15 protein-coding genes are annotated in these 25,939 nt (G+C 75.4%); 5 read left to right on the top strand and 10 right to left on the bottom strand.

Annotated elements, in window-relative coordinates; genetic code table 11:
* Positions 1-22: 22 nt before the first annotated feature.
* The 4 genes from ACFYXE_RS24870 to ACFYXE_RS24855 all read left to right on the top strand — a co-directional run bounded on the left by ACFYXE_RS24870 (position 23) and on the right by ACFYXE_RS24855 (position 5,445).
* Positions 23-2,398 (top strand): GTPase-associated protein 1-related protein, encoded by a 2,376-nt coding sequence (locus ACFYXE_RS24870; protein ID WP_389315779.1) that lies wholly within the window; start codon positions 23-25, stop codon positions 2,396-2,398.
* Positions 2,399-2,525: 127 nt separating this feature from the next.
* Positions 2,526-3,185: a tellurium resistance protein gene (locus ACFYXE_RS24865; RefSeq protein WP_361181015.1), complete on the top strand. Its 660-nt coding sequence runs from the start codon at positions 2,526-2,528 to the stop codon at positions 3,183-3,185.
* Positions 3,182-4,078, top strand: coding sequence for a protein phosphatase 2C domain-containing protein (locus ACFYXE_RS24860; RefSeq protein WP_389315777.1), 897 nt, complete (start codon positions 3,182-3,184; stop codon positions 4,076-4,078). Before ACFYXE_RS24865 ends, ACFYXE_RS24860 begins: the two co-directional genes overlap by 4 nt.
* Before the next feature lie 17 nt (positions 4,079-4,095).
* Positions 4,096-5,445, top strand: a complete 1,350-nt coding sequence (locus tag ACFYXE_RS24855) for a serine/threonine-protein kinase (protein WP_361181014.1) — start codon at positions 4,096-4,098, stop codon at positions 5,443-5,445.
* A gap of 36 nt (positions 5,446-5,481) precedes the next feature.
* Here ACFYXE_RS24855 and ACFYXE_RS24850 read toward each other — a convergent pair whose 3' ends face one another.
* From ACFYXE_RS24850 to ACFYXE_RS24805, 10 genes are read right to left on the bottom strand one after another with little or no spacing between them, the layout of a single operon-like run.
* Entirely contained in the window at positions 5,482-7,578 is a 2,097-nt protein-coding gene (locus ACFYXE_RS24850) for a hypothetical protein (RefSeq protein ID WP_389315775.1), read from the bottom strand.
* A 3-nt stretch (positions 7,579-7,581) separates the two neighbouring features.
* Positions 7,582-8,070 (bottom strand): hypothetical protein, encoded by a 489-nt coding sequence (locus ACFYXE_RS24845; RefSeq protein ID WP_389315773.1) that lies wholly within the window; start codon positions 8,068-8,070, stop codon positions 7,582-7,584.
* The gene (locus ACFYXE_RS24840) at positions 8,067-9,674 is read right to left on the bottom strand and encodes a hypothetical protein (protein ID WP_389315771.1); all 1,608 of its coding nucleotides are present in this window, start codon (positions 9,672-9,674) and stop codon (positions 8,067-8,069) included. Before ACFYXE_RS24840 ends, ACFYXE_RS24845 begins: the two co-directional genes overlap by 4 nt.
* A 28-nt stretch (positions 9,675-9,702) precedes the next feature.
* Positions 9,703-11,754: an Hsp70 family protein gene (locus ACFYXE_RS24835; RefSeq protein ID WP_389315769.1), complete on the bottom strand. Its 2,052-nt coding sequence runs from the start codon at positions 11,752-11,754 to the stop codon at positions 9,703-9,705.
* Positions 11,751-13,892: an Hsp70 family protein gene (locus ACFYXE_RS24830; RefSeq protein WP_361176225.1), complete on the bottom strand. Its 2,142-nt coding sequence runs from the start codon at positions 13,890-13,892 to the stop codon at positions 11,751-11,753. The genes ACFYXE_RS24835 and ACFYXE_RS24830 overlap by 4 nt, the downstream gene beginning before the upstream one ends.
* Positions 13,889-14,320: a nucleotide exchange factor GrpE gene (locus ACFYXE_RS24825; RefSeq protein WP_389315767.1), complete on the bottom strand. Its 432-nt coding sequence runs from the start codon at positions 14,318-14,320 to the stop codon at positions 13,889-13,891. The genes ACFYXE_RS24830 and ACFYXE_RS24825 overlap by 4 nt, the downstream gene beginning before the upstream one ends.
* The gene (locus ACFYXE_RS24820; protein WP_389315765.1) at positions 14,313-14,696 is read right to left on the bottom strand and encodes a hypothetical protein; all 384 of its coding nucleotides are present in this window, start codon (positions 14,694-14,696) and stop codon (positions 14,313-14,315) included. Before ACFYXE_RS24820 ends, ACFYXE_RS24825 begins: the two co-directional genes overlap by 8 nt.
* The gene (locus ACFYXE_RS24815) at positions 14,693-20,452 is read right to left on the bottom strand and encodes a CHAT domain-containing protein (protein WP_389315763.1); all 5,760 of its coding nucleotides are present in this window, start codon (positions 20,450-20,452) and stop codon (positions 14,693-14,695) included. Before ACFYXE_RS24815 ends, ACFYXE_RS24820 begins: the two co-directional genes overlap by 4 nt.
* Positions 20,449-22,743, bottom strand: a complete 2,295-nt coding sequence (locus ACFYXE_RS24810) for a hypothetical protein (protein WP_389315762.1) — start codon at positions 22,741-22,743, stop codon at positions 20,449-20,451. The genes ACFYXE_RS24815 and ACFYXE_RS24810 overlap by 4 nt, the downstream gene beginning before the upstream one ends.
* A gap of 51 nt (positions 22,744-22,794) precedes the next feature.
* Complete coding sequence (locus ACFYXE_RS24805) at positions 22,795-23,283, bottom strand: hypothetical protein (protein ID WP_361176235.1); 489 nt, start codon at positions 23,281-23,283, stop codon at positions 22,795-22,797.
* Positions 23,284-23,532: 249 nt separating this feature from the next.
* Between ACFYXE_RS24805 and cyc2 the strand changes: the two genes are divergently transcribed.
* Positions 23,533-25,761, top strand: a complete 2,229-nt coding sequence (cyc2, locus tag ACFYXE_RS24800) for a germacradienol/geosmin synthase Cyc2 (RefSeq protein WP_389315759.1) — start codon at positions 23,533-23,535, stop codon at positions 25,759-25,761.
* Positions 25,762-25,939 lie beyond the last annotated feature (178 nt).

Genomic DNA, 25,939 nt, shown 5'->3' with positions numbered 1-25,939 from the left:
CCGCGGTTGGTCAGAATGTGGCATGGCCATCCGACGCCTCAGCTACCGGCTCGGCCAGGAGCCGGACACCGGACCCCTCCGTGCGATCCTCCCGGACACGGACGCGCCCGGCGAACAACACCGCGACGACACCCGCGCGTTCGGTGCCGTCGTCGCACGCGCCCTGGGCGCGGGGACCGAGCTGAGCTACAGCCTGCTCCCGGACGGCGGCAGACTGCTGTGCGCCGCCCTGCCCGGACGGCGCGTGGAGGCACTGCACCTGAGCGCCGACACCCCCGGCCCCGGACCCGTGTGGCCGATCGACACCTGGCGCTCCGCCGACTGGGAGCCGGACGCCGGGGAGGCCCTCCAGGCGGGCTTCGTCGAGTCCGAACTGCCGGTGCCCGACGCGCACGTCGACCGTGAGGTGCTCGTCGAGTTCGCGCGGGCGCGCGCCGACCGCGTCGCGCCCTTCCTCGCCGACGTACGACGGCTCTTCGAGGACCCCGCCGGACGCCAGATCGTCCTGGTCGAGGAGGACTCCGAGACCGTCGCCCGCTGGGTCGCGCTCGCCTGCGCCTCGCTGCCCGAGGCGTACGTGCCCGCCCTGACCTTCACCACCTGGAGCACCGACCCGCGCCGCGCCGCCCAGCAGATCGTCGGCATCGGCCCGGACGCGGAGTTCGACCGCTCCGACGACGCCACCCTCGAATACCTGTACCGCGTGCACGACGGCACGGGCGGCCCCGAGAGCCCGCCCGCCGAGCCCGACGCCTGGGCCCGGCTGACCGCGGAGCGCTGGCTCGCCGGGAACCCGCCGCGCCCCGCGCCCGGCGCCGCGGCCCGTCCCGAGGGCCCCTTCGCGCTCCTCCCGCTGATCTCCGGCGACTCCGCCGACACCGGATCCGGCACGCTGTCCGGCGCCGAACTCGCGGGCCTCGGCGGGGAGTCCCTGCGCGCCGTCTTCGACGCCTTCGCCGCCACCGTGCGCAGGGGCGAGGCCGACGCCCGCACCCGCGACGAGCTGGACCGCCTGTGCCGCGGCCTCGACGGCGACCACGCCCTCGCCGCCCGGCCGCTGGCCCTCGCCCTGGTCAAGCACCGGCTCGACGCGAGCCGCGGCCGCGGCACGCTGCCCGACCTCGCCGCGTTCGAGGGCCTCCCGCTCGGCCAGGAGGCCTGGCGGGAACTGCGCGAGGAGTACGGCGGCCGCGCCGACGACGCGCTGCTCGCCCGGCTCCGCGACCCCATGGACACCTGGACCGAACCGCTGCGCCTCGCGCTCGCCGTGGGAGCCGACGGCGGCCCCGGGCTCGCCGAGGCCATGGACCGTCTCGCGGAGGCCCTGCTCCGCCCCGAGCGGCAGCGCGAGTGCGCGCGGGCCGTCAAGGTCCTCACCGGGCTCGACCACCTCGGCTTCACCCGCCGCGTGCTGCGGCTGCTCATCGTCGACTTCACCGAGCGCAAGCTCGACCGGCTGCGGGCCCTCGCCGTCTCCCCGCAGGGCGACTGGCTGCGCGCCCACATCGACGAGGCGCCGCTCACCGTGCGCCTCGCCGCGGCCGCCGCCCACTGGAGCGGCCCCCCGGACCACCTGCGGGGCGCCGAGCTCTTCCGGCGGCTCACCGAACTCCTCGCCGGCCGGCGGGTCGAGGACGTCAAGACGCTGAGGCTGCTGTGGCGCATCGTATGGCGCAACGACCCGCCCGCCCGCGCCGACCAGCCCTGGGTGGCCCGCACCTGCACCCCCCGCCTCATCATCGAGGCGGACCTCGGCCGCCGCGTCACGGGCTGGCTCAAGGAGCCGGACCACTGCGACCTCGAACTGGTCGAGTTCGCCCGCGCGATGCGCGAGGACGGCAAGCTGGGCGCCCAGGATCGCGACACCGCCGAACTCCTCGTGATCGCCCAGGACCTGGCCGACGGCCGGATCGCCGTGAGCCGCTCCTCCATCGACCGCCTCAGGGGGCTGCGCCGCAAGGTCTCCCCGCTCGGGGCGGTCCTGCGCCGGGGCGTCGACGAGCGGGTGGGCCGCGCCCTCGCCGGGGCCAACCCGCTCGACCTGTGCGAGTCGCACGGCGTGCAGATCCTCTTCGCCGCCGGACCCGACCTGCTCGGCACCTACCGCGCGCAGGCGCTCGACCCCGGCCAGTGCGACCGGATGCTCCGCGAACTACCGGGGAAACCCGCCGAGTTGGCCGCCTACTACCACATCTGGCGGCCGCGCAAGCGGCACGGCGTCAGCACGCACTGGCGCGACGTCGCCGAAGAACTCCTCGACCACGCCCTCGCGCCCGTCCTCGCGAACCTCGACCACCACCACCTCGGCCAGGTGGCCACCGTCCTCCAGCGGGAGGGCCAGGACGTGCAGGAATGGACCGCATGGCGACACCGGGTGGCCGAGCGGGGGATCCACTGACCTCCGTCCGGCACCGCAGACCACCGGGACGGGCGCACGGCATCTGTGCCCCGCCGACCCTCCCCACGAAAGGACCAGCGTGAGCGACACCAGCGAGACCGTCGTCGACAACTTCCCCGGCGGCAGCATGGCGAGCCGCCCCGTGCACTTCATCTGGATGCTCGACTGCTCGGGGTCCATGGGCGTCAACGGCAAGATCGGCGAGCTGAACTTCGCCATCCGCGAGGCCATCCCCGAAATGCAGCAGGCCGCCCAGTCCAATCCCGCCGCCTCCCTGCTGGTGCGCGCCATCACCTTCGCCAGCGGGGCGAGCTGGCACGTCAGCGACCCCACTCCGGTCGACCAGTTCTCCTGGGAGGACGTGCACATCTACGGCGGCACCGACATGGGTGCCGCGTTCAAGCTGGCGGCGGGCGCACTGCAGACCCCGCCGATGCCGCAGCGCGCCCTGCCGCCCGTGCTCGCCCTCGCCTCCGACGGCCAGCCCACCGACGACTGGCGGGCCGGGCTGCGCGCCATCGACGGCACGCCGTGGGGCAAGCGCGCCGTGCGCGTCGCGGTCGCCATCGGCGACGACGCGGACAAGAGCATGCTCAAGGAGTTCCTCGGCAACCCCGAACTGGAGCCCCTGCAGGCGAAGAACCCCCGCCAGCTCGCCGCCGCCATCCGCTGGATGTCCACCGCGGTCGTCAAGGACGCCTCCACCCCCAAGGTCGACGACGGCGCCAAGCCCGCGACGCCGATCGACGTGCCGTCGATGACCAAGGGCGAAGACGACATCTGGTGACCGGTCCTGAGACGACGACCAGACCGGGTCCCGCGGCGGCAGCGCCCTGGGAACTGCTCAGCGGCGCGGTCAAAGGAGTGGCCAAGCGGTACAGCCAGGACCGCAGCGCGGCCCTGTCCGTGGCCGACGGACGCGCGATCGTCCTCGCCGTCGCCGACGGGCACGGCAGCGCCGCGCACTTCCGCAGCGACCTCGGGGCGGACTGGGCGGTCGAGGAGTTCGCGGCGTACGCCACGGCCTTCGCGCACGAGGCCGCACGGGTGGGCGACGACGTGGCGGGCTGGCCCGCGCTCCGCGAGGAGGCGCGCAGGCTGCCGCAGCAGGTGGGCCACCGCTGGCACGAGCGCGCCCTGATGCACGAGGCCAGCTCCCCGGCGCACGGCGCCCGGCCCCTGCCGGTCCCGGCCCGCACCGGACCCCGCGAGGCCCCGCGCGCCCCGGACCTCGCCGCGTACGGCAGCACCCTCATCGGCGCGGTGCTGACCGAACACACCTTGTTCTGCTGGCAGTTGGGCGACGGCGACATCGTGCTCGTCGACGCGGCCGGCACCCCGCACACCCCGCTCTCCACGGGACCCGACATGGGCGACGAGACCGACTCGCTCTGCGAACCGGAACCCTGGCGCAAGATGCGCGCCCACTGGCAGCCCTTCACCGCGGGGGCGCCGCCGTGCGTGCTGCTGTCCACCGACGGGCTCTCCAAGAGCTTCGCCGACCACCAGGGCTTCCTGGACTTCGCGACCGGCCTCGGCGACCGCGCCACCGACCAGGGCGTGGCCGTCGTACAGGCGCAGCTCCCGGACTGGCTGGGGCGGGCCGCCAAGTTCTCCGGGGACGACACCACCCTCGTGGGCGCCATAGCGGTGCGTCCACCGAGCAGCGACGAACTTTGAGGGCAGAGAGGAACAGCATGGTGAACGGCATGCTCGCCGCCGGAACGACCCTGGTGGCCGAGTCGGGGGAGAAGCTCAAGGTCGCCGAACTCTTCGGCTCCGGCGGCCAGGGCGAGGTCTACCGCGTCCAGACACCCACCGGGGACCGCGCGGTCAAGTGGTACTACCCCCAGCTCGCGGACGCCCGCCAGCGGGAGATCCTCGAGGGGCTGATCGCCAAGGGCTGGGACGACCCCCGCTTCCTGTGGCCGCGCTCCATCGTGATGGACCCCGAGGGCAAACAGCCCGGCTTCGGCTACCTGATGGACGTACGGCCCGCGCGCTTCTGCGACCTGCCCGCGCTCTTCCGCCGCGACCCCTCGGTGGCGTCCGCGACGATGCGCACCCTGGTGACCGTCGCGCTGCACACCGTCGAGGCGTACCGCGCCCTGCACTCCCGGGGCATCGCCTACCGGGACATCAACTGGGGCAACATCTTCTTCGACCCGCGCACCGGCGACGTCCTGGTCTGCGACAACGACAACGCGGTCGTCGAGGGCGCCGAGGCCGCCGTCGCGGGCACCATGGACTTCATGGCGCCCGAGCTGGTGCGCGGCGACCGGGGCAAGGAGCCCGGCACCCAGAGCGACCTGCACTCCCTGGCCGTGCTGCTCTTCCTGCTCCTGATGAACGACCACCCGTTCAACGGCGCCCTCGCCTTCCACATCCGCTGCATGGACGAGGCCGCCAAGCGCCGGCTGTACGGCACCGACCCGGTCTTCGTCTACGACCCGTCCGACACCCGCAACCGCCCGGTGCCCGGCGAGCAGCCGACCGTCGAGGCGACTTGGGGCGCGCTGCCGCAGATCCTGCGCGACCTGTTCGTGCGGACGTTCACCGACGGACTGCGCACCCCCTCGCTGCGGGTCCGCGAGACGCAGTGGCGCGACGCGCTCAGCCAGGTCCTCGACGCCATCACCCAGTGCGGCGCCTGCGGCAAGCAGAACCTGACCCAGCCCGACGGCGCGCCCCCCAACTGCTGGAAGTGCCGCACCCTCCTGACCCTGCCGCCCCGCCTCGAACTCATCACCGGTACCGGCACGCTCCGCACCCGGCGCGGCATCCGCCTCGCCCCGAGCGCCCGCGTCTACGCCCACCACCTGCGGGACGACCCCGACCGGCACGACTTCACGGCCGTGGTCGGCGAGGTGACCGAACACCCGCAGCAGCGCGGCCGGTTCGGCCTCACCAACCGCACCGGATCGGTGTGGACGGCCCGCAAGGACGACGGGACCGTGCGCGACGTGGACCCCGGCAAGACCATCGCGCTCCGCTCCGGGCTGCTGATCGAGTTCGGGGGCGGCACGGAGGCCGTGGTCAAGGAGTGAGCCGGGCGGCCCGGGCCCGCGGGCCCGGGCGCCGGTTCAGGACCGCCAGCGCCGCCAGCGCCGCCACCACGTGCCCCAGCGGGTCGGCACGGGCGGCGCGGGGGGCGGCGGCGGGGGCGCCGCGGGCAGCACGGCGCGGGCCGGCGCCGTGTCGATGGCCACCGCGTCGGGCCGCGGCAGCGGCGTCGCGGTGATCACGCACTCCTCCGCGGAGACCGCGAGCTCCACCGGTCCCGCGCGGTGCGTGCTGCGCGCCACCCGCTGCTCCCCGCCCCGCTGCCCGTCGGTCCACGCCAGCCGCACCAGGACCGCGGGCTCCGGCCAGGCGAAGCGCAGCACGGCGCGGTCCGCGCCGGTCCTCGCCGCCTCCAACGGCCCTATGGCGGCCGGGCGTTCGACGACCACGCTGGGGCCGGACACCGCCCGGTCGCCGAGCACGCTCACCGCCGTGAGCCGCAGCCGCTGCTCGGGCCGCGGGGTCAGCTCGGCCGACGACTCGGTGCCGTTCACCGTCGCCGGGATCCGGTCCGCGTCCCCCACCAGGGCGGAGACGTCCGTGCCCGGCTCGACCGGGCCCGCCGTCCACGGCAGCAGTAGCCCGTCGCCGAGCGCGGGCGGCCGCCACACGATGGTCACCCGCTCCCCGTCCGTGTGCCGCCGCACGGTGAGCTCCTCCACCGGGGAGGGCCACCGCTCGGCGTGCGCGGTGACGGTGACCCCGCGGGACCACACCAGGTCGCCGTCCGGGTCCCGGTAGCCGCACCGCACCTCGTAGCTGTACGCGCCCGGGGCGAGCGGCACGTCGACGACCCGGTCGTGTGCGCACGGCACCCGCACCAGGGACGATCCTCCCCAGCCCGTGGCGTCGGCGGCGGCCCCGGACCGGGTCACCCGCACCTCGGCCGCCGCCGGGTCGGGCCGCCAGTCGAGCCGCACCCCGCCGGGCACGACGGCGGCCGTCAACTCCGTCACCACCGGGGTGAGCAGCACCGGGGCGGTCACCCGCGGCACCCCGGCGATACGGTCCCGGCGCAGCGGCACGACGGCGTAGCGCAGCGCACGGCCCACGGGCGCGGCCGTGTCGACGGACGCGGGTCCGCGCTCGCCCGCCGCCGTCTCGACCGCCAGGTGCGGGGCGCCGTCGGGGAAGCGCAGCACGCGGTACGTCACGTCCCGGCCGCCGCCCGGGGGAGCGCACCAGGACAGGCGCACGTCCCGGTCGTCGGTCACGGCGGTCACCCGCGCGTCGGTCGGGACGAACGGGTCGTCCGCGAGGAGCGCGGTCACCCGCAGCAGGCCCGTCTGGGCGTCCGCGTCGTCCCTGGCGAGCCGCAGCGCGCCGAGCCAGGCGACGGCGGCGGTGCGCAGCGCGCCGGTGGCCTCTGCCGCCGCGCCCTCGCCGGCCAGCCGGGCCACCTCGGCGGAGCGCGCCCGGACGGCGTCGACGAGCGCGGCGAGCCGGTGGTCGGCGGGGCCGTCGGCGTACGCGGAGGCGCGCGGGAGCCGTGCCACGACCCGCTCCGCCTCGCGCAGCCGCACGCCGGGCCAGACGTCGTTGAGGGTCTCGGCGGCGTGCCGGGCCGGGCCGGTGGCGGGGAAGCCGGCGGAGACCGCGGCGGCGAGCAGTCCCGCCTCGCCGCGGTGCACGCCGAGGGCGGCGGCCTCGGCCTCGCCGGGCCGCTCGCCGCCGTCCCTGAGCAGGCAGCACAGCTCCCACAGGACGAGCTGCCGCAGCCCCATCGCGTCGTCCCTGATCAATGTCTCCAGGGTGTCGACCAGGGCCGCGGCGGTGTCGGCGCGCGGGTCCGACGAGGACAGCCAGCGGCCCCGCGCCTGCCGCACGAACGCGAGGTCGACGCGCTGCCAGATGCCGCCTCGGCCGGGGAACCAGAGGCCGTCGAGCACCCGGAAGCCGTCGTCGGTGACGGCTCTGGGCAGGGTGCCGAAGACGGAGTCGTGGGCGGGCGCGGGGGCCGGGGCGCGCAGGACGTCCGCCGCGTGCCGGAAGGACAGCTGCCGGACGGCCTCGTGCAGCGGGACGTAGCCGCGCAGGCCGGGGCAGTGCGGCAGGGTGGGCAGCGGCGGCCGGCCGCCGCTCGCCTTCGGGTGCTCGCCCGGACGCAGGACCGCCACGGCTCAGCCGCCCGGCGCCGTGTAGAAGTAGACGCGCACCACCGCGGTCTCCACGGGACTGCCCAGGCTGTGGTAGTCGTCCGTGGCCGTCTTCTTGGTGAACATCCGCGGACGGGCCTTGCCGAGCAGGCCGTTGACGCGGTGGGCGTAGACCGTGCCGTTCGAGCCGCCGCCGAAGGTGAGCACGAGCGCGGCCTCGCGCCCCGACCACTTGCGGGTGTCCTTCGCGATCTCCTCGACGAGGTCGCCCTTGTCCGTGCCCGCCACCTCGAACTCCTCGGGGTGCCGGTTCACCGAGCGGGGGCCCGTCGGGGTGGGGCTCGGCTTCGTCCTGGACGGGGTGGGCTCGGGCCGGTCGTTGGCCTGGGGGTCGGGGCGGTCGGCCATCGACACCAGGGCGAGCACGAGCAGCAGGTCGGCGAAGAGCCAGCCCGCGAGCACGACCACCCCGAGCCGCCCGCCGCGCCGCCGCAGCGATCGGGCTCGGCTCATCTGCCGCCCCCGTCCCGTGGGGCGGGCGGCGGCATGCGGGTCGTCGGCGCGTCCAGCGGGGCGTCCAGCGACGCGTCGACGGACCGGCCGGGCCCGGGCACCGAACTCTCCCCGGCCGGGCGGCCGTTCACGGCATCCGGGTCGTCCGGCCGGGCGCCGCCGTTCACCGCGCCGCCGGTGGCGGCCTGCGTCCCCCCGCTCGCCCGGGACGTGTCGCCCGCCCCGTGGGCCCCGCCGGTCCCGCCCGTCGCCCCGTACGCGCCGGTCCCGTAGGCCGCACTGCTCCCGTAGGCCCCGCCCGCGCCTGCGGTGCCGTAGGCCCCGGTGCCGTACGGGCCACTGCCGTACGGACCGCCGCCTGCCCCGTACGGGGTGCTCGCCCCGTATCCCGCGCCGTACGCGGCGCTCGTGCCGCCGTTCGGGTCCGGCGCCGGGGCGAGCGGCGCCGAGGCCGCCGACAGGGCGGGCAGCGCGCCCGCCAGCGTGTCCATGCGGGCGTCCAGACGGGCCGCCGCGTCCTGCCAGTGGGCCGCCGCCGCGTCCCAGCGCTCGGTGGCCTCGCGCATGCCGTCCACCGCCTCGCCGGTGCGGCCGGTGCTCGACACCAGTGCCTGCGAGGCGAGTTCGGTCGCCTTCGCCACCGACTCGGACTTCGTGACGAGCGACTGCTGGGCCGCGACCAGTGCCTTCAGGGAGGCCTCGACGGTGTCGCCCGCCGACTTGACGTGGTCGGCGATCCCGCGGGCCGCGAGCGCGTTGGCGTGGCCCGCCTTGGCGGTCTCCGCCGTGCCGTTGCGCAGGGTGGCGTCGATGCGGTCCGCCGCGTCGCCCAGCTTGGGCACCTCCTTGGACAGGGAGTACGCGGCCTGCTTGAGCGCGTCGGTGGCCTGGCCGACCGAGGTCGTGGCGCCCGTGAGCGCCTTGTGGCTCTGCTCCGCCTTGTGGGTGAGGAGCTGCATCTTCTGGGCGGCCTTGGTGAGCTCCGCGGTGAACTGCTGCGGTGACGCGCTGCGGTGGGCCGCGAGCAGCATCTGGGTGCGGGTGAGCACCGAGGCCAGCTCCGCCAGGAGCTTGTCCTGCTCCGCCTCCTGGGTGTCCTCGTGGCGCTCGGTGCGCACCCGCACGCGCGCGTGCCACACCGAGAGGGCGACGAGCAGAGCGATCAGGAGGACCGCCATCAGGGCCACGTTCTCGAAGCGGGCCGCCGAGGACAGATGGCCCCCGAAGCCGGACTGCCACAGCTGCAGGAAGGGGCGGGTGGCCTGGTCGGGATCCTCCTCGGCGAGCTTCCCGTACGCGCGCACGGCCTCCCGCAGGCCGAACCAGGTGATCAGCAGCGGCACGAAGACGAGCACCCCGAGCGCGGCCTCCAGGAGCCGGTCGCGCCGTCCCGAGGTCCGGCCCGCCACGGGCCGGACGCTCTCGGGGCGGACGTAGGCCTGGACGAGGTCGATCTCCGCCCACCGGTCCAGCTGGTTGTTGGCGGCCACGTCCTGGTGGAGGACCGTCAGTTCGGCGGAGCGCGGCCCGAGCGCGGGCAGGAGTGCCAGCCGCCGCAACTCCTTGACGATCAAGGCTTTGTCGAGCAGTTGTGCGGGCGTCAAGCGTTTCCTCCCTGGCTTGCGGGGTGCTTCACGGGGGCGGATCGAGAGGCCTCTGTCCGAGGACGTCCCCCCGGCCGCGCCGGTTCCTGCCGTCACGGTTCAACCGCCGTGACAGCGCCTGCGCGTCGACGTGTTCAGGGTCCCACGTCAGGCACTTCCCCAGGGCCTCAATCGCCTCATCCCGCTCCCCGCGCCGGTCCAGCTCCACCGCGTGCCGGTACGTGCGCTCGGCGAGCAGCCCGCGCACCCGGACGTTCGTCGGATCGTGGTTGTACGCGCAGTTGAGCCACCGCTCCGCGTCCGCGAAGTGCTCGGGCGCCATGTCGGCCATCGCGGCGGCGCAGTGCACGTCGATCATCGCGTCCAGCATGTCCGCGCCGGTCGGCCTGGTCGCCGCGTCCTGCCAGGCGATGTGCGCGGCCTGCACGGCGTGGTCGTACCGGCCCAGCGACAAGAGGGCCTGCGCGCGCGCCAGTTGGCGGCGGGAGGCGTAGTCGAGGACGGGCGTCGTCGCGGTCTCGGCCGGCTCCGGCGCGGTCGCCGCCGGGTCGGACCGCGCGGCGGCGGCGGGCGGCGGCGCGGGGCGGCGGTCCAGGCCGTCGAGCAGCTCCTGCGCGTCGGCGATGATCTCGCGCAGCAGCGCGGCGGCCTCCGCCTCCCTGCCCTGCCGTACGAGCAGCCGCGCCTGGGCCACGTCACGCGGCCCCCGCACATCGCCCACGGCCTCCCGGCCACGCCCGGCGGCCGGGACCGGCGCGGCGCCCGGACCGGGCACGGCGTGCCGGTCGCGCGCGTCACCCGTATCGCGTACGGCACGTGGGTCACCCGCCGTACGGGGGTCCGGCGCGGCGTCGGTCTCCCGCAGGTCCCGCACGTCCCGCACGTCCCGCACGTCCCGTACGTCCCGCCCTTCTGCGCCGACCAGCGTCGCGGTGAGCGGCGGCGCGTCGGAGAGGGTGTCCTGGGCGGCGCCGGACGGTTCCAGCGGGCCCTCCTCCAGGGCGGCGGGGCCCGCGGACGCCGCGCCGCCCGCCAGCCGCACCGCGTGCTTCAGGGCGCCCCGCGCCAGCAGCTCAGGCGGCGCCTGCACGCTCTGCCCGCCGAGCCCCGCCACCCGCGAACGCACCTGCTCCATCCGGGTGTTGCCGCCCACGAGCAGCACGGTGTCCACGTCCGCCGGAGTCATCCCCGACTGGTCGAGCAGCGCCCGCGCCCGGTCCAGGGTCCGCCCCACGTGCCGCTCCAGATACGCGTCGAGGTCGGGCCGCGCGAAGCGCACCCACAGCGCGGGGCCGTCGCCCAGCTCCAGGTCGAGCACCGCGGCCTGCGGCCCGTCCGGCGCGCCGAGCGCCTCCCGCGCCTCCTGGCTCCGCGCCCGCAGGCCCTGCCACACGGCCGCGTCGACCCCGGTGACCGAGCCCGCGCCCCGGTGCCTGCGCAGCAGCCGGACCGCCGACGACAGCGCCTCCGCGTCGAACGCCCGGCCGCCCGACGTCGCCCCGCCCTCGTAGCCCAGCGACCGGAAGTGGCCGCGCACGCTGCGGATCAGCCCGAGCTCGAACCCCTCGTACCCCATGCCGTACACCAGGCAGGTGCCGCTGTCCCGGTCCGTCATGTGGCCGATGACCGCGGCCATCGAGTCGCTGACGAGCCGGGTGGGCTCCAGGCCCGCCTCGCGCGCCGCGTCCCGCAGCGCCGCCCGCTGCGCCGAGCCGAAGCGCGCGGGCACGCTGATCACGGTCTGCGTCACCCGCCCCGGCGCCGCCGCCTCCACCCGCTCGCGCACCGACCGCAGGAGCCGCACCACGATCCGGTCCGCGTCGAACGGCTTGCCCCCGATGTGCACCGGACGGCCGCTGCCAAGACGGCTCTTGAGGCTGGGGAAGGTCACCGGCAGCTCGCCCACCTCGGACGGCTCGCACAGCAGCCACGGCCCGTCGCCCCACTCCGCGTCAAGGCGCCGGCCCGCCTGGTCCGGCAGCGCGTAGAGCGCGCGGATGCCCGTGGCGCCGAAGTCGATGCCGAGGCTGACGGGGGCCGCCGCCCCACCGGTCCGGCCCGCCGGCCGCCCCTGCGTCATCCGCCCGCCGTCTCTTCGGCGAACCGCAGGATGCCCTCGTAGTCCGGCTTGTCGGGGAGCTGCGGCACGGCGCGTTCGGACTGGGCGACCGCCACCAGGTTCACGAGGTTGCGGGCCTGCTGCGCGGTCTGGACGCGGTTGCCCTGCCGGTGGGCCTGCTTGACGTGCTCCACCGCGTCGTTGATCTGGCGGACCGTGTCCTGCGGCGCGCCCTCCGAGGCGAGCTCGGCCTGCCGGAACTGGCTCGCCAGACCGCACTGCCGGTACATGTCGTCGAGCAGCAGCTCGGTCAGCCGCTTGTACTCGCCGCTGTCGCCCATCGCGACGGCCCGCTGCGCCTGCTCGATGTCCCGGCGCACCTTCATCGCCTGCACCGGCTCGATGTAGGGCCCGTACCGCTTCAGGAAGTGCTCGGCCTCCCGCTCGGCGAAGCCCAGCTGCTCGCGCAGTACCGCGCTGTCCAGCACCTCGACGGGCTCCGGCGGCGGGGTGCGCGGCTTCTCCCGGTTGGGCGTGGCCTCCAGCGTCATGTCGGTGCCGCGCACGGAGATCTTCACCGTGATGATGCGGTCCGCCGAGTAGTTGAAGGAGACGTCCACCTGGCGGTTGATCTCGATCTCCTGCGGCAGCTCGAACTCGACCACGCCCTGCTCGTGGTTCTCGCTCGCCACCTTGCTGTCGCCCTCGTACACCGGCACCCGGATGCGGCGGCTGTCGGTCGCGTGGAACGTCCGCTGGCGCGGCTCGGAGAGCGGATAGGGCGAGCCCGCCTCGATGATCTCGACGAACACGTCGCGCTGGCTGCCCTTGATCGCGGCGATGCCCATCGCCATCGGTGTCGACTCGTACAGCCCCGTGTCGCCCTTGGAGCGCCCGTCGGCCAGGCTGCGGCCGCAGGCCGTGCAGGCGTCCGCCCCGTACTCGTTGACCTTGGCGCACTCCGGGTCCGAGCACTCCACGCCGCGCAGCGTCTCGGCGAGCACGCCCGCGCCGAACGCCACGCACTCCATGGGGTTGATGTTCCTGCGGACCTTGTCCGCGCCGAAGAACGCCTCGACGGCCTCGTACACCGGCCGGGTGAGCGTGCCGCCGCCCACAAGGAGCACGTCGGTGATGTCGTCGGTGGAGAGCTCGTAGCGGCCGAGCGACTCCTGCACCAGGTCCATCGTGCGGGTCACCAGCGGCGCGATCATCGACTGGAACTCGCCGCGCGTCAGCTTCATCTCGACGTCCAGGACGCCGTTCTCGCTGCGGTACGCCGCCGGGATGACGATGTACGTCTCCTGGAGGTCGTTCAGCTCCCGCTTGGCGCGCTCGGCGGCCTTCTTGGCCTGGAACAGGAACGCCTTGTCGCCGGACGGGTCCACGTGGTGCTCCTCGCGCATCCACGCGATGATCCGCTCCACGATCGCCAGGTCGAAGTCGTCGCCGCCCAGCCAGATGTCCCCGGCCGCCCGCAGCACCTGGAACTGGCTCCTGCCCTCCTGGTCCTTGACCGTGTTCAGGACGGAGATGTCGAAGGTGCCGCCGCCCAGGTCGTAGACGAGCACCCGGCTGCGCCCGCCGCCCGGCTTGTGCAGGCCGAAGGCGACCGCGGCGGCCGTCGGCTCGTCGACGATCTTCTTCACCACCAGGCCGGCCTTCTCCGCGGCCTCGCGGGTGGCGGCGCGCTGCGCGTCCCTGAAGTAGGCGGGCACGGTGATCACGGCGTGCGTCACCGGCTCGCCGAGGACCCGCGAGGCGTCCCTGACCAGCTTGTCCAGGATCACGCTGGAGATCTCCGCCGGGGTGCGCCCGCGCCCGCCGAGCAGCACGTACGCCCGCGGGTCCTCGTCCGGCCCCTCGACGATGTCGTAGCTCATCCGCTCGCGGGCCTTGACCACCGAGGTGTCGGCGAAGTCCCGTCCCATCAGGCGCTTCACGGAGACGACGGTCTCCTTGGGCTGCCGGATGGCCCAGTTCAGCGCGTCCTCGCCGACCAGTGTCTGGTCCTTGCCGTCGCGGTGGACGACGCCGACGACGGACGGCGTCAGCCGCTCGCCCTTGCTGTTGGTCAGCACCGCGATGCCCGCGCGATGCGGATCGTGGGCGGCGACCGCGCTGTTGGTGGTGCCGAGGTCGATGCCGATGGCCTTCATTCCCGCTCCGTCCCTTGCTCCGTGCCGCCCTCGACGGCGACGACCACCCGGGCGGCGCGCAGCACTTGCCCCCGGTATCGATACCCGCGCTGCAGAATCTCAAGGACCGCGTCGCCGTCCGTGCCGGGCGGCGCGGCGCGCACGTCGGCGATGTGGTGCGTGGCCGGTTCGGCCCGCTCGCCGACCCGCCCGACGCGCTCCAGTCCCTCCTCGGCCAGGTCCCGCTCCAGCTGCCCCGCGATCAGCGCGAGGCTCCTGCGGTACGTCTCCGTGTCGGGCGCCGCCCCCTCGGCGAGGAGCCGGTCGAAGGCGTCCAGGGCGTCGGCGCAGCGCAGCAGGAGCCGCTCGGTCAGGGCCCGGTGGGCGGCGTCACGTGCGGTCAGCGCGCGGGCGTGCTCGTAGGCGAGCCGGGCCGTCGGGTCAGACATCGAACCGGATCAGGTCGTCCAGGAGGCGCACGGTGGCGTCCGGGAGCGCGCCCGGCGCCTCGCGCGCCTCCCGCTGCGCCGACGGCGCCCGCGGGGCGGACCCGGCGGCCAGCTCGCGGTCGATGTCCGCGACGGCCAGGGGCAGTTCCGCGGCCAGGTCCACGTCGTACAGGAGCAGGTCGACGAGCAGCCTGCGGCGCACCCCGCGCAGCTCGTCCCACGCCTGCTGGGTGACCGGTGTCATCAGGTGCCGGGCCAGGAGCTCGAAGGAGACCTCCCGCATGTCCTCGTGGGACGTCCAGGGCGTCACGCCCGCCGGGGCGAGCACGTCGTAGGGGAGCGGTCCGTCCCCGTCGGCGTCAGGGTCCTTGATCACGCGAGGCTGCCTCCTTGTTCCTTCTGCAGCGCCTTGGTCCCGGGATTGAGCTCGGCGAGCCAGCGGTGCACCGCGCCCAGCAGGGCCTGTCTGATCCGGCTGTCGGTGGGCTCGGCGCGGGTGGCGCGGATCAGGTGGTGCAGCGCCCACAGGATGTCGCCGGTGCGCAGCGCCCGCTCCGCGCGGTCGGTCAACTCGGCGGCCCAGGTGGGCAGATCGTCGTCGTCGGGCGGGGTCTCCTGGCCGTCGCTGCGGATCAGGTCGCCCATGCCCGCGACGCCGAGGCTCCGCGTGAGCAGCTTCTCCATCTCGTCCAGGGCCTCGCCGAGCGTCTCGCGGTACCGGTGCGTCAGGGCCTGTCCCAGGCCCACGTCGAGCAGGCCCAGCGCCTCGTGCAGCAGCTTCAGGCGCGCGGGCACCTCGAACGTCCGCTCGTCGAGCGTGAAGACCAGCGCCCGCGCGAGGTTGTCGCGGGCGTGGCTCGACTCCGGGTTCAGGGCGAGCGCCCGGCGCAGGTCGGCCTCCGCGCCCCGCATGTCGGAGCCCATGCCGTGCTTGGTGCGGGTGTAGCCGCGCCACACACCGCGCATCGAGAGCAGCGCCGAGAGCTTCGCGTGCAGCTGGCCGAGCAGATCGCGGTCCAGCGGGTGCAGCACGGCGAGCGCCGACTCGACCAGCGTGACGGCCTCGTCCAGGCAGTCGCCGAGCTGCACGCCCTCCTCGTCGGTCAGCGCCTCGACCCGGCCGAGCACGGTGCGGATCACCGCCTTCTTGGAGCGCGCCTGCATCCCGGCGTTCCGGGAGACCTTCACCAGCTCGCCCCACTGGTCGAGCGCCTCGTCGAGCCCGCCGTCGCCGCGCGTCAGCGCCGTCCTGGCCAGCGCGAGCCGGATGTGCACGGCGAGTTCGACGCCGTCCTGGAGCAGCCGGGCGTGCCGCCGCGGGAGCCGGACGTAGGCGGGGTTGCGCGCCAGGAAGTCCTGGCAGTGCGGGCACTGCCCGGCGTGCCCGGACTCCGTCGCCGGACCCGCGCAGTCGTCCGGCAGCGTGGTCAGGGTGCGAAAGACCGGCAGTGCCCGCAGCGCCGTCTCGAACTTGCGCACCTCCGAGAGGGCGAACCCCTGCGCCAGCTCCGAGAAGGCCCAGCGCAGCTCGCGCACCGCGTACTCGCCGGGGTCCTTGCCCTGCTGGGCGGCCGCGTCGAGCCCGGCGGCGAGCTCGGCGAGCGGCTCCTGCAGCCGCAGCAGCCGCAGATAGCGCGGCCCGCACGCCAGGGTGGCGCCCGCGCCCGGCACGGACGGCAGGCCGCCCACGTCCTTGAGGACCCGCGCGCCGCCGAGCTCGGACTCCAGGAGCGCCGCCAGCGCCTGGTAGGCGGCGGCCTGCTCGGGCCGGTCCTGCTCGGTGTGCCGCTGCTCGTAGGCGGACAGCTGCCCGAAGAGGTGCTGACTGAGCTCCCAGCGCAGCGACGCCATGTCGTCGTGGGTCAGGTCGCGTTCGTAGGCGGCGGCGCGCTCGGCCCGCCAGCCGTCCCAGTACTCGTCGTCGCTGAGCAGCGTCGCCCAGTACGCGAGCGCCGACTCCCAGGCCTGCACGGCGTGCTCCCACGCCCCGCTCTGCTCCAGCTCCTGCGCCTGCCAGAGCCGGGCCGCGGCCAGACCGTGCAGCACGGCCATGTCCCCGGGCGCGGCCCGCAGCCGCCGCTCCCACTCGGCGACGGCCGCCTCCCGGTCCCGGGCGAGCAGGAGCAGCAGCGGCGCGTCCTGCGGGGAGCGCTCGCACAGCGCGTCGAGGAGACCGGGGCCGTCGTCCGGCGAGAGCCCGGCGAGGGCGGTGCGCAGGGTGGCGGGGGAGTGCCAGCGGTAGAGCAGCGCGTCCAGTTGCAGCCGCCGGCCGGGCAGCCGCAGCCGCTCCAGCGCGACCCGCTCGTGCCACGACATGGTGCCGCGCTCCAGCAGCGTGTACGAGGCGTTCTTGACCACGTCCATGGACGCGCCGGGGTCCACTCCGGCGTCCCTGAGGGCGAGGTAGGGGAAGGCCTGGTCGCGGACGGCGAAGGGGTCGGCGACCAGCGGAGCGCTGGTCAGCCCGTCCGCCCAGGGCAGCAGCCCGACCAGCCGCCGCAGCCTGCGGCAGCGCACGTCGGCCCGGTCGAGCGCGCCGCCCGCCCGCTCGTACGCGGCCACGGCGGCGCTCCACCGCCCCGCGACCTCCAGCAACCTGCCCTCCGCGTACGCCAGATGGGCGTCGGCGTCCCGGTGCCCCGGGCACTGCCGGAAGGCGTCGGCGGCCCGCTGCCACTCCTGGTGGGCGTCGGCGAGGCGACCCCGGGCGTAGGCGGCGACGGCGGGCGCGTCGCGGTGCGTGCCCAGGGCGTCGGCCTCGACGGCCGCGGCGCCCCAGTCGCCCTCCGCCTCGGCGGCCCGCACGCGCGCGTACCGCCCCCGCTCGGCGGCGTCCACGCCCGGCACGCCGTCCCGTTCCAGCTCCACGTACGCCTCGACGACGCAGGTCCAGGCCGCGGTGCCGTCGGCGGTCGCCTCGGCGATCCGCGCCCGCACGTAGCGCATCCGCACGCCGACGTCGGCCCAGGTGTCGTCCATCAGCAGGTAGACGCCGAGCGCCTCCTCCCACAGCTCGCCCTGCTCGTGGGTGCGGGCCAGGGCGTAGTGGTAGAGGTGGGCGGCTTCGTGGTCGGAGGTGTCCGCGGGGGAGCCGTCCGGGGAGGGGGCGCCTTCGGCGCCGGTGCCGGTGCCGTTGCCGGCGTCGGCGTCGGCGTCGGCTTCCGCGGCGGGCCGGGGCGGGGCACCGGAGGGGAATGCTCCGCCGTGGATCGCGCAGGCCGCGGCCCAGTCGTCGTTCTCCTCCGCCCTGCGGCCCTCGGCCTTGCGGCGCAGGGCCGCCACCGCGCCCTCGCGGGCCTCGCCCGGCACACCGGTGAGCAGGCTCAGGACCGCCGCCCAGTCGCCGCGCAGGTCCGCGGCGACCCGTGCGCGCGCGTACAGCCGGCGGACGCCCACCTCGCCGTCCGCGTAGCCGTCGGGGAGCCGGCCGAACCCGTCGATGACGCCGTTCCACTCGCCCCGGTCGTCGGCGGCCCGGCCGCGCGAGTACAGCACCCGGTCGGGCACGTCGGACAGTTCGGACGGCAGACCGCCGAAGAGCGTGAGCGCGTCGTCCCACCGGCCCTGTGCCTGGCACACCCGCCCGCGCGCGTACGCGCCGAGGTCCCGCGCGTCGGCGGGCGTGTCCGGGCGCCGCCCCTGCGCCGCCCCTTCCGCCCCGCCCCCGTCGGCCGCGCCCGCGCAGGCGGCGAACGCGTCCGCCGCCCCGCTCCAGTCGCCCGCCGTCGCCGCCAACTGGCCCTGTGCGTAGTACGTGAGGGCGAGCGCGGCACGGAAGTCGTCCGGGACCGGCGCGAGATGGGTGAGCGCGGCGGGCCAGTCGCCGGACTCCGTGGCCGTCAGCGCCGCCTCGTACACGCGGCGGCGCAGGTCGCCGAGGAACGGCTCGGTGTCCCAGCCCCGCGCGTCCGCCGCCGCCAGGTCCGTCAGCGCCTCGGCGAACCGCCCGCCGTCCGCCGCGTCCCGGCCCCGCGCGTACAGCAGACGGACCGCGCTGTCCCGGAAGCCGTCCGCCGCCGCGTAGCCCCGCACCGCCGTGTCCCAGGCGCCCTCGGCGTCGGCGGCCCGGCCCACGCAGTACGCGCTCCAGGACCGGCAGTCCGCGCAGTCGGCGCCGCCCTGCGCGAAGGCGTCCCTGGCCGCGGCCCAGTTCCCGGCGTCCGCCGCCGCCCGCCCGCGCGCGTAGGCGGCGCGCCCCGCCGCGTCGTCGAGGCCGGGGCACGCGGCGTACGCGGTCTCCGCGGCGAGCCAGTCCTGGTCCGCCTCGGCGGCCCGCCCCGCCACGTAGGAGGACCACGCCGCGGCCGTCGTGTGGCCCGGGCGCAGCGCGAGGACGGTGGTGTACGCGCGGGTCGCCGAGGTCCAGTCGCCCTCCCTGCGGGCCCGCTCGGCGGCCTCGCAGGTCCGTGCCACGTGCAGCTCGTCGCGCGCCGCGGCCAGCCGCTCGGCCACGTCCCGCGGTCCGTCGGGCCGGACCGCGAGCACCTCCTCGTAGCGGCCGATGGCCGTGAGCCAGTCCGCCGCAGCCTCCGCGTCCCGCGCCTGGCCGATCAGCAGGGCGAGCCTCTGCAGCGAGGCGACCTCCGTCTCCAGCGGCACCGGCACCCGCCCGGGCAGCAGCTGCCGCACCACGTCGAGCTGCGCCTCGGCGCCCCGCGCGTCCCGCTCCGCGGCGAGCAGCGCGCACAGCTTCTCCAGCTCGGGCCAGGCCAGTTCGAAGGCGGCCTCGGCGCGCATGCGGCGCTGCTCGTCGGCGTAGTTCTGGGTCGGGGTCCGCAGGATGCGCTGCACCTGCGACCAGTGCCCGAGGTCGCGCTGGTAGCGCGCCGCGCTGATCAGGACCGTCGAACCGACGTGTCCGGTGGGGCTCTGCAGGGTCCGCATGGCGTCCGCGCCCTCGCGCAGCGGATCGGTCACCGCCCCGCCGTCGAGGTCGTCGTCGCGCACCTCGCGCGCCTTGAACAGCCACCCCTGCCGGCAGCCCTCGTGCAGGAACAGCGCGGGGGTCGCCCACTCCACGGCCGTGTGCCGCGGCTGGTGGGAGATGCGCAGCCGCGCCGCGGCCATCGCCTCGTCGACGGTCTTGTTGGCCGCGACGCCCTTGAGGAGCTCGGGGCTGAACGCACCGGCCGTCACGTCGCTGACCCGCCCGCGCATCGCCACCACGGCGGGCACCCCGCCGCCGATCAGGGCCTGCGCGAGCCCGGAGAAGGGTTCGAGGTGCGAACTGTCGGCGCCCGAGCAGAGGTTGAGGGTGACGAGGCGCAGCCGCTGCGCCTTCAGGAGCATCCCGCCGAGCACGTCCGCGGGCACCCGGTCCTCGTCGCCGCTCGCCGTCTCCAGGGCCACCACGCCCTTGCCGATCTCCTGGTCGTACGTGCCGTGCGCGATCAGCAGGACGGCGGTGGGCAGCTCGCTGTGGTGGGCGAGCGCCGCTTCCAGGCCCGCGCGGGTGGCCCGTTCCAGGACGGTGGTCTGGACGGCCACTTCGGGCAGCTCGTGGCGGAGCGCGGCCACTTCCTCCGCGGCCTGCAGCGGCTCCAGGCCGCGGGGCGAGGCGCAGGCCACCAGGAGCCGGATCAGGCTGGGCTCGGCCGTCGGTTCGGGCAGCCGCTGCCCCAGGGGGCCGCCCGCCAGCGAACGCACCAGGGAGTAGCCGTGGTTGAGGGCGAGCGACTGCTGGGGGCTGCCGGGCGGCGCGCACAGCGACTCCAGGGGGAGGTCGCGCAGCTCGGGCGGCAGATCGAAGCGGAGCCGGAGCCCGCGCGCCGGACGCATCCGCTGGGCCCGGTCCAGCGCGGCGTCGACGCACGCCCCGACCCGGTCGCCGACCGCCTCCCCGGCCTCCTCGCCGCCGCCCTCGTCGGCCGGGCCCGCGTCGCCGAACAGCAGCCGGAACACGCCGCGCCCGAGCGTCCGCAGCTGCGTCACGGTGTGCTGGTCGCCCATCGGCGCGAAGCCGAGCTCCGCCTTGATGAGGCGGTCCCACTGCTCCCGGAACGCGGCGGGCTCCCCGGCCACGGCGATGATCTCGGCCGCGCACGCCGGGCCGTTGGCGGTCACCAGATAGCGGCCCGCGCCGACACGGCGGACCCGGATGCGCAGTTCCTCGTAGGCGAGCACGGGCGTCACTGCTCACTCTCGTCGGGCTGCCACATGACGTGGTTCAGGTCGGCCACCGCGGACTCCCGCAGCTCCACGAGGTCGGGGTCGTCGGGGAAGTGTTCGAGGGCCGCGGTGAGCTGGTCGATGGCCTCGCGCAGGGTGGCCCGCGCGCCCGCCAGGCTGCCCGAGCTCCAGCGGGCCAGCGCCAGGCCGCGCAGCACGATGCCGAGGCTGACCTGGGCCCGCAGCAGGTGCGGGTTGAAGGAGACGGAACGGCGCAGGTCGGCGGCGGGCTGGTCGAGCAGCTCCTCCCCGTCGTTGGCCACGGAGATCCCGCGGTCGGCGAGCACCCGCGCCAACTGTCCTTCGAGGCGCGCGCGTTCGTTGGCGCCGATCACCGAGCGGGTGGCGTCGAGGGTGTCCACGGCGAGGCTCAGCCGCCCCTCGCGGTGCGCGGCACGGGCCGCGCCGAGCGCCATGTCGACGATGGCGGTCTGCGTCTCGCGGTACCGGTCGATCTCCCGGCTGTGCACCAGCGCGCGCCGCCAGTACGCGGCGGCGGCGTCGAAGTCGGGGCGGGTCGCGGTCAGCGCCGCGCATCCCATGGTGAGCCGCGCCTCCAGGGCGAGGCCGCGCGCGTCGAGGGAGAGCCTGCGGTGCTTGTCGGGGAGCCCGGCATAGCCGGGGTTCAGCTCGTCGAACCGCGCGCACCCCGGCTCGCACACCGCCGCGGCTCCCGGGCCGCCGCGCGCCCGGCAGTCCGTGCAGCGCAGCTCGGTGAGGGCGGCCAGCGCGTCGGCAGCCTTGTCCTGACCCAACAGAAGCTGGGCGAAACCGAGTTCGGAGAACGCGTAGGTGAGCGAGGCGTACAGGGCGGTCGCCTCCTGTGCGGCGGCGAAGGCACCGAACTCCGCCGTCCTGCCGAGCTCCGCGACGCGCAGCGGCCCGCAGAACAGGGGCACCCCGCCGCCCCCCGCCGACGGGAAACCGCCGACGGCCGCGAGCAGTTTCGCGGCGCCGGCCTCCCGCTGGAGCAGCGGCCCCGGCGCGACGCGCGCTCCGGCGCCGTCGGCCGGCATGCGGCGCTCCAGTGCCTCGCGCAGCCCCGAGCGCAGGGCGGGGACGAGGGAGTGCGCGACCGGGGTCGCGTACCGCCGGGACGCCGTGCTCAGGACGTGCTCCCAGAACCCGGCGTCGTGCAGCAGCGCCGCCCAGGCGGCGACACACCGCTCCCACACCGAACCTGCCGCGTCGGAAGGGGAGTTGAGCAGGGCCAGCGCGAGCGTGTGGGTGACGCGGTGGTCGGCGGGGTCGTGCCGTACGGCGTCCCCGAGGAGCGCGACGGCGGCGTCGCGCCGCCCGCTCCGCACCAGCGCCACGGCGTGCAGCGGCACCCGGGTCCAGGCCTGGGCGTCGAGCCCGCGCGCGGCGTCGATCAGCGCCCCGGCCCGCTCCCACCGCGCGGCGTCCGGCTGCCCGTGCCGCGGCCCCTCCTGCCGCGGCTCCCGCTGCCCGGCCCGCTCGCCGGGGTCCGTCAGCGTGGTGGCGGCCGCCCTGCGCAGCCGCAGCGCCACCTCGCGCGCGGAGCGCCCGGACAGGGCCGCCACGACCCAGCGGGCCTCGTCGTCCAGCGGTCCGGCCAGCGCGGCGCCGCGCAGATCCGCCAGCGCCCCGGCCGGATCGCCCGCGCGGGCCCGCACGTACGCGCGCTGGACGAGGCTGCGGCCGTGCGGGACGGCACAGGCCAAGGAGGCGGTGAAGTGCCGCTCGGCCGCCGCCAGGTCGCCGCGGTGGGCCGCGGCGCAGCCCAGCCAGTGCAACGGGCCCGCGGCGGCGGGGCGCAGGGCGCGGGCCCGCTCGAACTCGGCCTCGGCGGCCTCGAGCTCGCCGCGCGCGAGCCGTACCCGTCCGGCGCCGGTCCAGGCCCGCGCGGCGAGCCGGGCGACGCCTTGCGCCCCCGGGCCGTTCACGGCGACCGAGGTGGCCGTGCCGTTCGCGGCGGGGTGGGTGTGGGTGTTGATGGGGGTGTTGATGGGGGTGTGGGTGTCGACGTCGAGGCCGTCGCCGTTGCGTGCGGCACCGTCTCGTAAGGCGCCGTCACGCACGTCGTGGCCGGGGTCGTCGCCCGGGCCGTCGGGGCCGTCGGGGCCGCCGCGCAAGTCGGGGCCGTCGCCGACGGGTTGGAGGCCCGCCAGCTCCAGCGCCCGCCCGAAGTGGCCCTCGGCGGACGCCGTGTCGCCCCGTGTCAGCGCCGACTCGCCGTCGGCGCACGCCTGTTCGGCGCCGGTCAGGTCCGTTCCCGTGGTCTGCGCAGTCACAGTCAGCCCCGATCCGCGGCGGCGGGTCCGCCACGTCCTCCGGCCGGCGAATCAGCCGGCGGCCTCGTCAAGGACCGAACGCCAGCGACTCTGGGCGCGGTCGTAGTGCAGCGGCCCCACCGCGAACACGGTCAGGTCCAGTGCGGTGAGCTGTTCGTACGCCTCGGCCGGGAGGCCGGGCTCCAGCACCACGTCGAGCCCCGTGGCCACGTCGCGCAGCACCATCGGCCGGGCCTGCCTGGCCTCGCCCAGGGTGCCGGGGGCGGGCGACGCGGGACGCGTGATCCGCCGTACGACACCCTTGAACGTCTCGTACGCGTCCTTGACCGCCTCCGCGCCCAGGCCGCTGAGGAAGGCCTGCAGGGGCAGCGACGCCAGGACGATCCACGGGATGTCGGCCGGGCCGCGGTGGTCCATGGTGCGGCGGACCCGGACCGGTGGGGCGCCGAGTCCCTCGAACGCGGCGACCAGCTCCCGGCAGAGGTCGTCGGGAACCTCTCGGTCCAGGAGCAGCTCCGCGGGCAGCGGCGCATCGGTCATGGAGGTGCTTCCTTCCGGGGGCGTGGACGGCAGCCTAGAGGCGTGAGCCGTGCGCGGGCGGGGAAACCGATGATTCGGTGGGACCGATCCCGGGCGCGGGCGGGGACGGCGACGAGGGGGCCGACCTGGGCGGGCGCCCCTTCCCCCGGCGTGCTCGCGGCACGCTTCGGCGCGCCCCGATTCACGCGATGGTGCGATCATCGGCCCCCGCGTGGATGGCTGCCGGGAGCCCCGGGTAGTGCCGGGGCCATGACGCAGCCGTTCGAACTGCCGCACTTCTACATGCCGTACCGCGCCCGCCTCAACCCGCACCTGGAGGAGGCCCGCGCGCACTCCGCGCGGTGGGCGCGCGACATGGGCATGCTGGAAGGGTCCGGCATCTGGGAGCAGAGCGACCTCGACGCGCACGACTACGGCCTGTTGTGCGCGTACACCCACCCCGACTGCGACGGCCCCGCGCTGTCGCTGATCACCGACTGGTACGTGTGGGTCTTCTTCTTCGACGACCACTTCCTGGACATGTACAAACGCACCCAGGACCGGGCGGCGGGCAAGGCCCACCTGGAGCGCCTGCCCCTGTTCATGCCGATGGACGTCTTCGCCCCGGTGCCCGAGCCGCGCAACCCCGTGGAGGCGGGTCTCGCCGACCTCTGGGCCCGGACGGTGCCCGCGATGTCCGTGGACTGGCGGCGCCGGTTCGCGGAGTCGACCGAGCACCTGCTCAACGAGTCGATGTGGGAGCTGTCCAACATCAACGAAGGGCGGGTCGCCAACCCCGTCGAGTACATCGAGATGCGCCGCAAGGTGGGGGGCGCCCCCTGGTCCGCGGGCCTGATCGAGTACGCGACCGCCGAGGTGCCCGCGTCCGTCGCCGGTTCCAGACCGCTCCGGGTGCTCATGGAGACCTTCTCCGACGCCGTCCACCTGCGGAACGACCTGTTCTCGTACCAGCGCGAGGTCCAGGAGGAGGGCGAGCTCAGCAACGGGGTGCTGGTCCTGGAGACCTTCTTCGGCTGCGGCACCCAGCAGGCGGCCGACCTCGTCAACGACGTGCTGACCTCACGGCTGCACCAGTTCGAGCACACGGCGGCCACCGAAGTGCCCGCCCTCGCGCTGGAGAAAGGTCTCGCCCCGCCCGAACTCGCGGCGATCGCGGCCTACGCGCGGGGCCTGGAGGACTGGCAGTCCGGCGGCCACGAGTGGCACCTGCGCTCCAGCCGGTACATGAACGCGGGCGCGCTCGACGCCGCACCGCTCGCCGGGCCCACCGGCCTCGGCACCGCGGGTGCCGACGTGCGCGCCCTGCTCGCGTCGGCGGGGCCGGAGCGCATGCGGGCCTTCACCCACGTGCCCTTCCAGAAGGTCGGCCCCTCCCGGGTGCCGGACCTGCGCATGCCGTTCGAACTCAGGCTCAACCCGGGCCTGGACGTGGCCCGGCAGCGGCTCGCCGGCTGGGCGCACGCGACGGGCATCCTGGCGGAGGGCGTCTGGGACGAGGACAAGCTCGACGCGTACGACCTCCCGCTGTGCTCGGCGGGCATCGACCCGGACGGCACGCAGGAGTCCCTCGACCTGAGCGCGCAGTGGCTGGCCTGGGGCACCTACGGCGACGACTACTACCCGCTCGTCTTCGGACAGCGCCGCGATCTCGCCGCCGCCCGCCTGTGCACGGAGCGGCTCTCGGCGTGCATGCCGCTGGAGGGCGAGGCGCCCCCGGCGCCGGCGAACGCCATGGAGCGCGGCCTCGTCGACCTGTGGAACCGCACCTCCCGCGAGATGACCGCCGAGCAGCGCCGGACCCTGCGGCAGTCCGTGGACGTCATGACGGAGAGCTGGGTGTGGGAGATCCTCAACCAGCTGCACCACCGCATCCCCGACCCGGTCGACTACCTGGAGATGCGCCGGGCCACCTTCGGCGCCGACCTCACGATGAGCCTGTGCCGGATGGGGCACGGCCCCGCGGTGCCGCCCGAGATCTACCGCAGCGGCCCGGTCCGCTCCCTGGAGAACGCGGCCGTCGACTACGGCATGCTCGTCAACGACATCTTCTCGTACCAGAAGGAGATCGAGTACGAGGGCGAGATCCACAACGGCATCCTGGTCGTGCAGAACTTCTTCGGCTGCGACTACCCGGCGGCCCTGCGTGTCGTCCACGACCTGACGACGCAGCGCATGGAGCAGTTCGAGCACGTCGCCGCCCACGAGTTCCCCGTCCTGTACGACGACTTCGCGCTGTCGCGGGAGGGGCGCGCGGCGCTGGACGGCTACGTCGCCGACCTGCGGAACTGGATGGCGGGCATCGTGAACTGGCACCGGGGCTGCCGCCGTTACGGCGCACACGACCTGGCCAGGCGCGCCCACGGTTTCCTGCCGGACCGGGCGCCGGGGACGGTATCCGGAGGGCCCCGTTCGGGGGGTTTCATCCGGAATGCTGGATTCGTGGAACTCCGCGGGGACGCCGGGAGTCTTCTGAAGTGAAGGCGGCCGCGACCGGCCGCGCCACGGGGGATGAACACGGGGGTGTTCGATCTTGACCGACATCATTGAGGCCCATTCCGGAACCACTGACACTGATAGCGCCGAGCCCGCGGGGCCCGCCGGGGAGGCGGGGACGGCGGGCGCCGCGGCGGCGGCGAGGGCGGCACATAAGGCGGGT

The sequence above is a fragment of the Streptomyces sp. NPDC002564 genome (genome assembly GCF_042889645.1).
Classification (GTDB): Bacteria; Actinomycetota; Actinomycetes; order Streptomycetales; family Streptomycetaceae; genus Streptomyces.
This window is presented reverse-complemented; position numbering and strand designations above follow the sequence as displayed.